The sequence below is a fragment of the Bacillus sp. S/N-304-OC-R1 genome (assembly GCF_019749375.1).
GTDB lineage: Bacteria > Bacillota > Bacilli > Bacillales > Cytobacillaceae > Cytobacillus.
Genome location: NZ_JACWFE010000001.1, coordinates 530527 through 543843, shown reverse-complemented (window position 1 = coordinate 543843; position 13317 = coordinate 530527). Strand labels below are relative to the sequence as shown.

At 36.8% G+C, this 13317-nt stretch carries 13 protein-coding genes; 9 read left to right on the top strand and 4 right to left on the bottom strand.

Features of this window, described 5'->3' with window-relative positions; all coding sequences use genetic code 11:
• Positions 1-21: 21 nt before the first annotated feature.
• Positions 22-207, bottom strand: a complete 186-nt coding sequence (locus H0173_RS02670) for a YlaF family protein (protein ID WP_221844364.1) — start codon at positions 205-207, stop codon at positions 22-24.
• A gap of 180 nt (positions 208-387) precedes the next feature.
• On the opposite strand from H0173_RS02670, the gene typA reads away from it, so the two are divergent.
• The 3 genes from typA to H0173_RS02655 all read left to right on the top strand — a co-directional run bounded on the left by typA (position 388) and on the right by H0173_RS02655 (position 2942).
• Positions 388-2226, top strand: a complete 1839-nt coding sequence (gene typA / locus H0173_RS02665; protein WP_221844363.1) for a translational GTPase TypA — start codon at positions 388-390, stop codon at positions 2224-2226.
• Positions 2227-2312: 86 nt separating this feature from the next.
• Positions 2313-2636, top strand: a complete 324-nt coding sequence (locus tag H0173_RS02660; RefSeq protein WP_260630975.1) for a YlaH-like family protein — start codon at positions 2313-2315, stop codon at positions 2634-2636.
• A gap of 15 nt (positions 2637-2651) precedes the next feature.
• Positions 2652-2942, top strand: a complete 291-nt coding sequence (locus H0173_RS02655; protein WP_221844362.1) for a hypothetical protein — start codon at positions 2652-2654, stop codon at positions 2940-2942.
• A gap of 33 nt (positions 2943-2975) precedes the next feature.
• Here the strand turns inward: H0173_RS02655 and H0173_RS02650 are convergent, their stop codons facing one another.
• On the bottom strand, positions 2976-3176 hold the full coding sequence (locus H0173_RS02650; protein WP_221844361.1) for a YlaI family protein: 201 nt from the start codon (positions 3174-3176) through the stop codon (positions 2976-2978).
• 201 nt (positions 3177-3377) lie between these two features.
• Here H0173_RS02650 and H0173_RS02645 point away from each other — a divergent pair, with 201 nt between their 5' ends.
• The gene (locus tag H0173_RS02645) at positions 3378-3833 is read left to right on the top strand and encodes a pyridoxamine 5'-phosphate oxidase family protein (protein WP_221844360.1); all 456 of its coding nucleotides are present in this window, start codon (positions 3378-3380) and stop codon (positions 3831-3833) included.
• 32 nt (positions 3834-3865) lie between these two features.
• Here the strand turns inward: H0173_RS02645 and H0173_RS02640 are convergent, their stop codons facing one another.
• Positions 3866-4468 (bottom strand): YhcN/YlaJ family sporulation lipoprotein, encoded by a 603-nt coding sequence (locus H0173_RS02640; protein ID WP_396021173.1) that lies wholly within the window; start codon positions 4466-4468, stop codon positions 3866-3868.
• A gap of 182 nt (positions 4469-4650) precedes the next feature.
• Between H0173_RS02640 and H0173_RS02635 the strand changes: the two genes are divergently transcribed.
• On the top strand, positions 4651-5979 hold the full coding sequence (locus tag H0173_RS02635; RefSeq protein ID WP_221844359.1) for a PhoH family protein: 1329 nt from the start codon (positions 4651-4653) through the stop codon (positions 5977-5979).
• Between the two features lie 61 nt (positions 5980-6040).
• On the opposite strand, the gene H0173_RS02630 is transcribed toward H0173_RS02635, so the two are convergent.
• On the bottom strand, positions 6041-6541 hold the full coding sequence (locus H0173_RS02630) for a peptidyl-prolyl cis-trans isomerase (protein WP_221844358.1): 501 nt from the start codon (positions 6539-6541) through the stop codon (positions 6041-6043).
• A gap of 203 nt (positions 6542-6744) precedes the next feature.
• Between H0173_RS02630 and glsA the strand changes: the two genes are divergently transcribed.
• The 4 genes from glsA (at position 6745) to pyc (ending at position 13308) form a co-directional block, all read left to right on the top strand.
• Positions 6745-7674 (top strand): glutaminase A, encoded by a 930-nt coding sequence (glsA, locus tag H0173_RS02625; protein WP_221844357.1) that lies wholly within the window; start codon positions 6745-6747, stop codon positions 7672-7674.
• A gap of 92 nt (positions 7675-7766) precedes the next feature.
• Complete coding sequence (locus tag H0173_RS02620) at positions 7767-8048, top strand: Fpa/YlaN family protein (protein WP_221844356.1); 282 nt, start codon at positions 7767-7769, stop codon at positions 8046-8048.
• A gap of 444 nt (positions 8049-8492) precedes the next feature.
• Positions 8493-9698, top strand: a complete 1206-nt coding sequence (locus tag H0173_RS02615) for an FtsW/RodA/SpoVE family cell cycle protein (protein WP_221844355.1) — start codon at positions 8493-8495, stop codon at positions 9696-9698.
• 169 nt (positions 9699-9867) lie between these two features.
• On the top strand, positions 9868-13308 hold the full coding sequence (gene pyc, locus H0173_RS02610; protein ID WP_221844354.1) for a pyruvate carboxylase: 3441 nt from the start codon (positions 9868-9870) through the stop codon (positions 13306-13308).
• The last annotated feature ends 9 nt before the right edge of the window (positions 13309-13317 follow it).

Below are 13317 nucleotides of genomic sequence, written 5' to 3'. Positions count from 1 at the left end.
GGCGGTCATGTTTATTACTTATTATAACAATCCTTTTTCCCTCATATTTTTCTTCGTCTTAAAACCAAATCCCATAACGAAGATTAACAATACTATTGCTCCGATAATCCCGATAATACTTCTCTCTGCAATGGCAACTCCAATGCCCATCATGCATAGTGCTGCTGCAATCGCAAAAGCTAATAAGGGCCACTTAATTTGATTCATTATAGGTAACCTCCCAGTTTGGGTGACAATTTTGGATATAAAAATGTTTACTATAGAATATTATTTTACACAAAAACGTTTTAGGTTTCCACTTTATTTGTGTTATAATGTTTCAGTTGTAGAATTTGAAAAAAATGACTATAATTTTATCCTGTTAAAATAGAGGTAGGAGGAACTTCCTTGAAACTTAGAGAAGACATAAGAAATATTGCTATTATCGCACACGTCGATCATGGAAAAACTACAATGGTTGACCAGCTTTTAAAACAAGCTGGAACTTTCAGATCCAATGAACATGTTGAAGAACGTGCGATGGATTCAAATGATATTGAAAGAGAACGTGGAATAACTATATTAGCAAAAAATACTGCGATTCAGTATAAAGATACAAAAATTAATATTCTTGATACACCAGGACATGCTGATTTCGGCGGAGAAGTGGAACGGATCATGAAAATGGTTGATGGTGTTCTGCTTATTGTTGACGCATACGAGGGATGCATGCCACAAACTCGCTTTGTTCTTAAAAAGGCACTAGAGCAAAACCTAACACCAATAGTAGTTGTTAACAAAATTGACCGAGATTTTGCACGTCCTGAAGAAGTAATTGATGAGGTTCTTGACTTATTTATAGAATTGGAAGCAACTGAAGACCAGCTTGAATTCCCAGTTATTTATGCATCAGGTATAAATGGCACAGCTAGCACTGACCCAACAAAACAAGACGAAAACATGCAGGCTTTATATGATGCAATTATTAGCCATATTCCTGCTCCAGTAGATAATCGAGAAGAACCGCTACAATTCCAAGTAGCTTTACTTGATTATAATGATTATGTGGGTAGAATTGGAATTGGACGTGTTTTCCGGGGAACGATTAAAGTAGGTCAGCAAGTGGCATTAATGAAGCTGGATGGTTCTGTTAAGCAATTTAGAGTCACGAAAATTTTTGGTTTCTTTGGTTTGAAGAGACAAGAAATTGAAGAAGCACATGCAGGGGACTTAATTGCTTTATCTGGCATGGAAGATATTAATGTTGGTGAAACAGTCTGTCCGGTAGAACATCAGGAAGCATTGCCGGTTCTTCGAATTGATGAGCCTACTTTGCAAATGACTTTCTTAGTTAATAACAGTCCATTCGCGGGAAGAGAAGGAAAATATTTGACTGCGAGAAAGGTCGAGGAAAGATTACGTTCACAGCTGCAAACGGATGTAAGTCTTCGTGTTGATAATACCGACTCACCTGATGCATGGATCGTTTCCGGCCGTGGGGAATTACATTTATCCATCCTAATTGAAAACATGCGCCGTGAAGGATATGAACTTCAAGTTTCAAAGCCAGAAGTTATCGTTAGGGAAATCGATGGTGTACGATGTGAGCCGGTAGAACGTGTACAAATAGATGTACCTGAAGAGCATACTGGTGCCATCATGGAGTCAATTGGAGCTAGAAAAGGCGAAATGCTTGATATGATCAATAATGGAAACGGTCAAGTACGTTTAATCTTTAATGTTCCAGCAAGAGGTCTGATCGGCTATACGACAGAATTCTTAACTTTGACAAGAGGATACGGAATTATCAACCACACATTCGACAGCTATCAGCCGATGGCAGCTGGACAGGTTGGCGGAAGACGCCAGGGTGTACTTGTTTCAATGGAGAGTGGAAAAGCTTCAACTTACGGTATTATGCAAGTAGAAGACCGTGGAACCATTTTTGTTGAACCTGGAACTGAAATTTACGAAGGAATGATTGTAGGGGAGCATAATCGTGAAAGTGATCTTACAGTAAATATTACGAAAGTAAAACAAGCCACAAACGTACGCTCTGCTACAAAAGACCAAACGGTAACGATGAAAAAGCCACGAATTTTGACGCTTGAAGAAGCTTTAGAATATCTAAACGAAGATGAATATTGCGAAGTTACTCCTGAATCTATTCGTCTACGCAAAAAAATCCTTGATAAAAATGAACGTGAAAGAATTGCGAAGAAGAAAAAATATGCTGAAATGAGCTAAATAATGCATTACAATGGAGAAAGAGACCAATCTTTGAGACTGGCTCTTTTTCCATAATACATTAGTTCCTCATAAGAAGGGGGAGAATGGAAATAGTTGATATTAACGATCGTCTGTCTTTTTTTGCTGCTTTATTTAAAGTACAAGAAAATTCAACAGTTGGCATGTGGATGTTATATTTGACCATTGTATTACTTTGTGTAATTGTATTTAAATTAGGATTTGCAAAGAAGCTGCCATTGGCGAAATCGGCAATTATATATCTTTTCCTTATTTTAGGTTGTACAGTTTTAACCTTCTTTGCCGTGTTCCTTCCAATCACAGAAGGGCTTGTTGTAGCGGCTTTGATCCTAATTATTTATAAGATTCGTCTTCATCAATCAAAAAAACAAGCAAAAAGCGAGATGTAGGGTGGAGATGATCATATGAATTCGCTTCAGGATAATTTGTATAATTGGTTGACAATTAAAATTGTAAGTGATGAAAGACCAAATGATACAGCAGCTGCAGAAACAGAAAAAATGTTCGGGGAAATGCTTGTTCAAGAACATGGACTTACCAATATTGTGATCGAGACAGATGAAGTTATGTACTATGTTCATTTCGATCAAAATGGGGAAAGAAAAAAAACACGCTTCCCTAGAGAATTAATTGAAGTTATGCTTAATCAAATTAACTCTGAGCCTGAAAAGTACATAAATTATCCAGAAAGTTAAATAAAAAAGAGGGAGGCGATGCCTCCCTCTTTTTTACCATTCTTCCTCTTTTACATTGCTTTGATACAATTTAAAATTGCCGGATTGGAGCCTTTTTTGTGTTTTTTCTGTTATTCTTGCTTCACACTCTTTACACATATAAGTATGAATCGGCCGGTTTCTAAGTCGTTTTGCCTGGAAGGAATGATCTTCTATTGATTCAATTTTATCGCATAAAACACATTTTACTCTCATAGCAGACACCTCTAATAAATATTAAATACTTATATTATTTTGCTAATTATTTTACTTGCAAAAAAATAATGGGTTATTATATTAATTTTAATTATATATGATGGGGAGCTTCATTTCGACTTTCTTTTTATATTCGTTAATGAGAAACGGTTGAAAGTTAGAAGGAGGCATAATATGATGTAAAATGAAGGAGGGATTTACATGGCAAATCAGGTTGAACCTAAGTTAATTCAGCCACTTTTTGAAGCACTTCAGCAAGAGCGGTTTGTTACATTAGCTACAATTGATTATGAAACAGGCGGGCCGAATGTAAGTGCGATTTCGTGGGTACTGGCAAAGGATGAAGAAACGATTTACTTTGCAGTAGATAATCGTTCTAGAATTGTTCAAAATATTAAAGAGAACAATAAAGCAGTCGTTAATGTAATTGCAAATGAGTCTACATATTCCATTGCAGGGGATGGGGCTGTTAAGGAAGAAAAGCTAGAAGGTGTCCCATTAAAGCTCGCTTTAGTAGAGATAACTATTAAAGAAGTTCGGGATGTTATGTTCTATGGATCGAAAATTGTTTCTGAACCTCAATATGATAAAACATATGATAAAGATGCTGCTGCACGTCTAGATAAACAAGTAATGGATGCAATGAAAAATGCCTAGTCAAAAGACTAGGTATTTTTCATTTTAATGTATTATTCACGTTTATCTTTATAGTGATTGGATTGTTCCTCTTGTTGTTTTTCCAGCTTTCTTCCTTCTTGTTCATTCATTTGCTTCTTTGGTTCCTCAGGAGCATTTTTAGGTTTAGGATCGATAATATCTGCAGGGATTTCGGGCATTAACCGGCCTGCTATATCGGCTAATTCATTCATTATTCCTTGAATGGGCCTGCCGTTTTGAATATCATCGGAGATTTCCCGTAACCGGGCATTTATATCGGGATCAGCGATGATGATAGCACGTGCACCATCGGGGTCATTTTTTAAACTTTCCGCTACTGAGTATTTTATAGCGCCTACTTCTGATCTTTCCAGATTTTTATTTACATCTAATCCTACGATTGCATAACGGCCTAATACAACTGCTGTTGCATTATTAACATTAGGAATACTACTGGCTAGTTTAACGAGCCTACGTGCTGTTTGTTGTCCAGTTGTACGGTCGACCTCCTGAATCGTACTGTTTTTTACATTAACTAAATTGTTCCCATTATTATTTTCTTTCGTTTGATTATTATTAAATCCACAACCGGCAATTAATAAAACAGCCAGTCCTGCTAGCAGCATCCTTTTCAATGTTTACCAACTCCTATACTCTAACTGGACTTCTGAAATTTTCAGATTCACAGCATTTTAAAGGATTCTTTAACGGTTATTGTGCAAAATTTCTTCTATCTTTATTCGGTAAAACATATATTTTAGCAAAGTTCCATTCGTTCCACTGTTTAATAGACCTAAGAGGAGCAGGAGGCATTAGATTGAGTAAAATATATGTGTTAGATACAAACGTCTTGTTACAAGACCCTCATTCGATTTTTTCTTTTGAAGATAATGAAGTAGTGATACCAGCAGTTGTGCTTGAAGAAGTGGATTCAAAGAAAAGATATATGGACGAGATTGGCAGAAATGCAAGACATGTATCACGGCTAATAGACAGCTTTAGAGGTGCTGGTAAACTACATGAAAAAATTCCTCTTGAGAATGGCGGAAGTTTGCGAATTGAATTAAATCATAGGTCCTTTCATCAGCTGCAGGATATTTTTATTGAAAAAACGAATGATAATCGCATTTTAGCTGTAGCAAAAAATCTATCTCTTGAAGAAGAAACGAAGGAAAATGGAAGGAGTGTAATATTAGTCAGTAAAGATGCGCTTGTAAGAGTAAAAGCGGATGCAATTGGTTTAATGAGTGAAGACTACCTGAGTGATCGTGTGATTGAAAATGACCATCTGTATACAGGGTTTTTGGAAGTATATATTGGGAAGGATACTTTAAATCGATTTTATGAAAAAGGAGAACTTCATATTTCTGAAGTTGTTACGTTTCCTGTCTATCCCAATCAATTCCTGATCATGAAGGACGCTTTAGGATCTTCTGGATCTGCTGTTGGCTATGTTGATAAAACAAGGAAAAAAATAAAAAAGCTTATATTCGATTATGACCATATTTGGGGAATTAAATCGAGAAATGTTCAGCAAACAATGGCTTTGGATCTCCTATTAAGAAAAGATCTTCCGCTTGTTACATTAACTGGAAAGGCTGGAACAGGCAAAACTTTGATTGCCTTAGCATCTGGTCTTATGCAAACGGAAGATTACGGAGAATATAAAAAGCTCCTTGTAGCAAGACCGATTGTCCCTGTTGGCAAAGATTTAGGCTATCTTCCTGGCGAGAAGGAAGAAAAGCTCAGACCGTGGATGCAGCCTATTTTTGATAATCTTGAATATTTATTTAACGTAAAAAAACCTGGTGAATTGGATGCCATTTTGGCAGGAATGGGTTCTATAGAAGTAGAGGCACTGACATATATTAGGGGAAGAAGTATTCCGGATCAATATATAATTATTGATGAAGCGCAAAATCTTACTAAACATGAAGTGAAAACAATACTTACCCGTGTAGGGGAAGGAAGTAAAATTGTATTAATGGGAGATCCGGAACAAATTGATCATCCATATTTAGATGCCTATAATAATGGATTAACATATGTAGTTGAGAGATTTAAGGATCAGATGATTTCAGGACATGTGAAGCTTGTTAAAGGGGAGAGATCTGGACTGGCACAACTAGCTGCTGATCTATTATAACAACTTGTAGTGAGGTGAATGTGTGTTAAAAAGGGGCAATAAAATATTGCCCCATCCTGAGTTATTGAATTTTAAAAGCCTTTACTTTCTTAATCGGGTTATTTTTATTGCTGCCATCCCCGAAATAAACATGAACCGGTCCGTCATCTCTCAAAGGCTTGCCATTAATAGAGAAGCCCAAAATTACTTCCTCAGCCTTTTGAATAGGCATCTGAACTTCCTCGTCTTCTTCAGTTACGATAATAAAGGTAGAAGCATCTTTTTCTGGTTCAGCGTTTTGGATAAAGGGCTTTAACGGAATACCGAATGTTCCAGTAAGCACTTTTTCTTTTTCAAATTTCTTCTCAGTTTTTAAAGTAGGAGGATATACAGCACCCTCCATAATTTCTCGATCCCAATGCTTCGAAACTGCCTTCGTATATTCTTCTAAAGATTTATCTTCCTCTTTTTCCGATTCAAAATAAGTGAGTAAATCCACTTTTCGGTCATCAAATATCCATACCCCTGGATCAAGTGTAATTGAATATTTAACATTACCGCCTAATGCAATAATATTTTCCATTTTTATTCCTCCTAAAAAGGCCAATCAAACTTATTTACAATGGTAAGTATACAGATTTTTAATCTAATTGTCATACTTTCAAGCGCATGCTAGAATTAATTCCTGTGTAGAGATAGGATTATACTAACTGCATCAACAATAGATAAAAAGAGAATGTTTATGAAAAATAGTATTAAATGACCAAATGTTTGGAGGAAATTGGATTGACATGTCAAACAAATGAGGATTTGCAGAAGCTGATAAATTTGGTTTCTCCACTTGTTGAAAAAGGGAAGGTGGCAGACTATATTCCAGCCCTTGCTAAAGCAAATAAAAATGATTTATCCATCGCTATTTATAAAAGTAATAATGAATGCATGTACGCTGGATCTTATACAAAAAGATTCACATTGCAAAGTATCTCTAAAGTACTCGTGTTAGCTCTTGCATTGGAGGATAATGGTGTTGAATATGTCTTCGACAGAGTTGGAATGGAGCCGACTGGTGATCCTTTTAATTCGATTTCAAAGCTCGAAACTTCAATTCCATCTAAGCCGTTGAATCCAATGATTAATGCAGGTGCCCTTGCTGTGACAAACATGATTAAAGGGCATAATGAGATGGAAAAATGGGAACGAATTATTCATTTTGTAAAACGATTGGCGAATAACTCTGAGCTTACATATGATGCAGAAGTTGCAGACTCAGAGCTAGAAACCGCATGGCTTAACCGATCTCTATGTTATTTTATGAAACAGCATAAAGTTATAGATAGTGATATTGAAGAATTAATGAGAATATATACAAAACAATGTGCAATTGAAATGAATTGCTTTGAGTTAGCTAGAATAGGCGCTGTTTTTGCATTAAATGGGGTGGATCCTCAAACTGGAGAAAGGCTAATACCAGTTCAAATAGCGAGAATTTGTAAAACATTTATGGTCACTTGCGGAATGTACAATGCTTCTGGAGAATTTGCAATTAAAGTAGGAATTCCAGCTAAAAGCGGAGTTGCAGGAGGAATACTTGCTGTCGTGCCTGAAAAGTATGGGATTGGGATTTTCGGACCCTCATTGGATGAGAAGGGAAACAGTATAGCAGGAATAAGGCTAATGGAAGAACTCTCGAAACAATATGATTTTAGTATTTTTTAATAAGTGAGCATCCCTCATTATTCTTGCTTTTTTCTTGTCTTAAGTATAAAATTTATAGATAGGATAATCGCTCGGAAATGGGGGATTGAAAGTTGACTTCAGAAATGATTATTGACCACAAGGAAAGAGCAAATGCCTTATTAAGGGCTGATGCTGATAAAATATTGAAATTAATAAAAGTGCAAATGGACAATCTTACAATGCCACAATGCCCTTTATATGAAGAGGTGCTTGATACGCAAATGTTTGGGTTGTCTAGGGAAATAGATTTTGCGGTCCGACTTGGATTAATTGAAGAAAAGAAAGGAAAGGCAATTATGGCGGAATTAGAAAGGGAGCTTTCTATTCTTCATGATGCCTCTGTAAGAAAATAAACTAATAAAAACTCAAACATTCAATTTTGATTGTTTGAGTTTTTTTATAATTAGCTTTGTTAAAGCAGAATGTTGATTTTTGCACTTGTTGATTGAAGCGGAAGGCACGAGACTCCTGCGGGAAAAGCGAGTCATTGGGAGACCCCGCAGGAGTGATAGCAACGAGGAGGCTCCCGGACCGCCCGCGGAAAGCGAGTGCCTTCAGCGGAAATCAACAACTACGCTTAACTGAGCCTTATAATTAAAGGTCTAAGGCAATAAAGGTTATTCTGCATCAGAAAGAAAGATTGGAAATAATGTCATAAAATAATTAAATAGTATGACATTATTATAGATTTTCCTTAAATAGTGTGTTACATTTAAAACAACTTTTCTTCGATGCAGGATATTTTAGTGCTTTAGCCGAATAAATAACTCTACATAGAAGATAAGGGAAGAGGCTGGATGTTAAAAAAAATCTTAAAATCATATGATTATTCTTTAGTTATTGCTGTTGCTCTTTTATCAATTTTTGGCCTGATCATGATTTTTAGCGCAAGTATGGTAATAGCCGTACAGCGCTATGGATATCCAAGTGATTATTTTTATGACAAGCAAAAGCTGCATATAATTTTTGGAGCAATTGCTTTTGTGATCACTGCACTGTTTCCTTACAAAGCGATGCAAAGCAATAAGTTTCTTGTACCGATGGTATTTTTTTCATTAATCGGGTTATTTGCTTTATTTATATTTGGACATGCTGCGGGAAATGCACAGAGCTGGTTTAAACTCGGGAGCAGAAGTTTACAGCCTTCAGAGTTTGTAAAACTAACAGTTATTATTTATTTATCTGCTGTCTATGCAAAGAAACAGACATATATAAATGAGTTTAACAGAGGAGTTGTTCCACCGCTTGTTTATTTGTTTCTTGCCTGTTTATTTGTTGCAATTCAGCCGGATTTTGGGACAGCTGCGATCATCTTTGCTATTGCAGCGATGATTATTTTTTCTTCGGGTATGAGCTATAAAAATATCCTTAAGCTAGGAACAATTGGTGTATTAATCGTTGCTCCGCTAGTTTTAATAATGCAGAATAAAATTTTTACAAAAGTGCGATTAGGCCGTTTTGAGGCATTTCAAGATCCGTTTGTAACAGATTTCGGCTATCACTTGGTCAACTCCTATTTAGCTTTAGGCGCAGGTGGAGTGAAAGGGCTGGGTTTAGGAAACAGTATTCAAAAGCTTGGATACTTACCAGAAGCCCATACCGATTTTATCATGGCAGTTGTTGCTGAAGAGTTAGGCGCATTTGGTGTATGTTTTGTTTTATTGCTGCTCGGGTATATCGTTCTCCGAGGACTATATATAGGATTAAAATGTAAGGATCCATTTGGGAGTTTACTAGCAATTGGGATTTCTAGTATGATAGGAATTCAATCGTTTACTAACCTAGCGGGAATATCCGGTGTTATCCCTTTAACAGGTGTACCATTGCCATTTATTAGTTATGGAGGCTCATCTCTCTTGCAGCTTTCTCTTGCAATGGGAATTCTCGTAAATATATCGATGTTCGTTACATATGAACAAAAATATAAAGGAACAAAAGAGAAGGAACATCCGGAGCCGGTTCGAAATGTATCCAATAATAAGATTTATAATTTCCGTAAATAAGTGACAGTTATCCTTCACTTGTTAATAAGTTTTCCTGCTCTTGATGATTTGGCAACTACAACAAGATATTAGGCAATCAAGTGCATGAATTAATGCAATCGGCTATGCAACGGCCATTGCATATTCTCAATTTCCAGAAAAATCAAAAATTGAAGAAGAGGTGTTTTTCTTGAGCCGACGTATCAACAAAGTTTTAGTAGCAAACAGAGGAGAGATTGCGATCCGGGTATTTAGAGCTTGTACAGAATTAAATATCCGTACAGTCGCAATATATTCAAAGGAGGATTCCGGATCCTATCATCGATATAAGGCTGATGAAGCCTATTTTGTAGGAGAAGGAAAAAAACCAATAGATGCTTACTTAGATATTGATGGAATTATTGAAATTGCGAAAAATAGTGACGTTGACGCGATTCATCCGGGATATGGATTCTTATCAGAAAATATTCATTTTGCTAAACGATGTGAAGAAGAAGGAATCATTTTTATTGGTCCAGAATCCAAGCACTTAGATATGTTTGGTGACAAAGTTAAAGCGAGATCACAAGCTCAATTGGCAGAAATTCCAGTTATCCCTGGCAGTGACGGTCCTGTAAATGGATTAGAAGATGTTGTTAGCTTCGGAAAGAACTATGGATTCCCGATTATCATTAAAGCCTCTCTTGGCGGAGGCGGAAGAGGCATGCGAATTGTTAATAGTCTTGAGGAAGTTAAAGAATCTTATGAACGTGCTAAATCCGAAGCGAAGGCTGCATTTGGTAATGATGAGGTTTATGTAGAGAAATTTATTGAAAAGCCGAAGCATATTGAAGTTCAGATAATTGGAGATAAACACGGTAATATTGTTCATTTATATGAAAGAGATTGCTCTGTGCAGCGTCGTCATCAAAAGGTAGTTGAGGTAGCACCATGTGTATCTCTTTCGCCGCTGCTAAGAGATGAAATTTGTGAAGCAGCAGTCAGATTAATGAAAAAAGTAGACTATGTGAATGCTGGAACTGTCGAATTTTTAGTATCCGGAGAAGATTTCTATTTTATTGAAGTAAATCCGCGTGTTCAAGTTGAGCATACAATTACTGAGATGGTAACAGGGATTGATATTGTTCACACACAAATTCTTATTGCAGAAGGACATTCCCTTCATAGTAAAGTAGTCGGAGTTCCAACTCAAGAAAATATACATGTGAGCGGATTCGCAATCCAGTCACGTGTTACAACGGAGGATCCTCTAAATAACTTTATGCCAGATACAGGAAAAATTATGGCATACCGGTCTGGAGGAGGTTTTGGAGTTCGGCTTGATGCAGGAAACGGTTTCCAAGGAGCAGTCATCACCCCTTATTATGATTCACTGCTTGTAAAATTATCAACTCAAGCTATGACCTTTGAGCAGGCTGCTGCCAAAATGGTTCGGAATCTTCAGGAATTTAGAATTCGCGGCATTAAGACGAATATTCCTTTTTTGGAAAACGTAGTAAAGCATGAAAAATTTCTTAAAGGAGAATATGATACTTCCTTTATCGATAAAACCCCTGAGTTGTTTTTATTCCCTAAACGAAAAGACCGAGGAACAAAAATGCTCTCCTATATTGCAAACGTAACTGTTAATGGCTTCCCCGGCATTGAAAAAAGAAAACGTCCAGTTTTCGATCAGCCAAGGATCCCCAAAGTAAGCAGCAGCATGCCATATCAAGATGGAACAAAACAAATTCTTGATCAATATGGAGCAGATGGCTTAGTTAAATGGATAAAAGAACAAAAAGAAATCTTGCTGACAGATACAACGTTCCGAGATGCTCACCAGTCATTGCTAGCTACTCGTGTTAGGACAAATGACATTAAACACATCGCAGAACCAACAGCAAAACTGCTGCCTGGATTATTTTCTACAGAAATGTGGGGAGGAGCTACATTTGATGTGGCTTATCGGTTCTTAAAAGAAGATCCTTGGGAAAGACTATTGATGCTAAGGGGAAAAATGCCGAATATTCTGTTTCAAATGCTGCTTAGAGGCTCAAATGCTGTGGGCTATGCTAATTATCCTGATAACGTAATTCGCGAGTTCGTTGAAAAGTCAGCACAAGCTGGAATTGATGTTTTCAGAATTTTCGATAGCCTTAACTGGGTCAAAGGAATGGAAGTAGCTATTGATGCGGTAAGACAAACTGGAAAAATTGCAGAAGCAGCTATTTGTTATACTGGTGACATTATGGATCCTTCTAGGTCAAAATATAATATCAATTATTATAAAGAATTAGCGAAAGAACTAGAAAGTCAAGGAGCCCACATCTTGGCGCTTAAGGATATGGCTGGTTTATTAAAACCTCAGTCTGCCTATCGCTTAATATCTGAGTTAAAGGAAACTGTAGATATTCCAATTCACCTTCATACACATGATACGAGTGGAAATGGTATATTTACGTATGCAAAAGCAATTGAAGCCGGTGTTGATATTGTTGATGTAGCTCTTAGCTCAATGGCTGGTTTAACATCACAGCCTAGTGCAAATTCTTTATATTACGCATTAGAGGGAATGGATCGTAAGCCTAATATTAATATTAATGCATTAGAGCAATTATCTTACTATTGGGAGGACGTCAGAAAATATTATCGAGATTTTGAAAGCGGCATGATTTCTCCGCATACGGAGGTCTATCAGCACGAAATGCCTGGTGGACAATATAGTAATCTGCAGCAGCAGGCAAAGGGTGTAGGCTTAGGAGAAAAATGGGATGACGTAAAAGAGATGTATTCTCGTGTAAACCAAATGTTTGGAGATATTGTTAAGGTTACCCCTTCTTCAAAGGTTGTTGGAGATATGGCATTATATATGGTCCAAAACCAATTAACAGAGGAAGATGTGATTAATAAAGGAATGACTCTCGACTTCCCTGATTCTGTTGTTGAGTTATTTGAAGGGTATCTTGGACAGCCATATGGCGGATTCCCGGAAGAATTGCAGAAAGTTATTCTTAAGAATAGAGAACCGATTTCTGTTCGTCCCGGTGAGCTGCTAAAAGATGTTGATTTTGAAGCTTTAAGAGAAAAGCTATTCAAGGAGCTTGGCAGACAAGTAACTTGGTTTGATAAACTTGCATATGCTTTATACCCGAAAGTGTTCATGGATTATACAAAGACAGTTGAGCAGTTTGGTGATGTTTCCGCATTAGATACGCCAACTTTCTTATATGGTATGAGACTTGGCGAAGAAATTGAAATAGAGATCGAAACAGGAAAAACGCTCATCGTAAAGCTTGTCTCGATTGGCCAGTCGCAAGAGGATGGAACAAGAGTTGTTTATTTTGAATTAAATGGACAGCCGCGCGAAGTTGTTATTAAAGATGAAAGTATTAAAGCGACAGTCGTTTCGAAAATAGCTGCTGATCCACACAATGAATGCCATATTGGTGCTACAATGCCTGGGACAGTTATTAAGGTTCTCGTAAAAAAGGGAGAAAAAGTAGAAAAAGGTGATCATTTAATGATAACTGAAGCGATGAAAATGGAAACAACTGTTCAAGCCCCGTTTTCAGGAATGATCGATGATATATATGTATCTAACGGAAACGCTATTCAAACAGGGGATCTGCTGCTTGAAATATTAAAATAATAATTAATA

What these genes read in the sequence shown, in the direction of transcription:
- H0173_RS02670 (WP_221844364.1), bottom strand. Translation starts at nt 207, where the DNA reads ATGAATCAAATTAAGTGGCCCTTATTAGCTTTTGCGATTGCAGCAGCA.
- H0173_RS02660 (WP_260630975.1), top strand. Translation starts at nt 2,313, where the DNA reads ATGGAAATAGTTGATATTAACGATCGTCTGTCTTTTTTTGCTGCTTTA.
- H0173_RS02655 (WP_221844362.1), top strand. Translation starts at nt 2,652, where the DNA reads ATGAATTCGCTTCAGGATAATTTGTATAATTGGTTGACAATTAAAATT.
- H0173_RS02650 (WP_221844361.1), bottom strand. Translation starts at nt 3,176, where the DNA reads ATGAGAGTAAAATGTGTTTTATGCGATAAAATTGAATCAATAGAAGAT.
- H0173_RS02645 (WP_221844360.1), top strand. Translation starts at nt 3,378, where the DNA reads ATGGCAAATCAGGTTGAACCTAAGTTAATTCAGCCACTTTTTGAAGCA.
- H0173_RS02630 (WP_221844358.1), bottom strand. Translation starts at nt 6,541, where the DNA reads ATGGAAAATATTATTGCATTAGGCGGTAATGTTAAATATTCAATTACA.
- H0173_RS02615 (WP_221844355.1), top strand. Translation starts at nt 8,493, where the DNA reads ATGTTAAAAAAAATCTTAAAATCATATGATTATTCTTTAGTTATTGCT.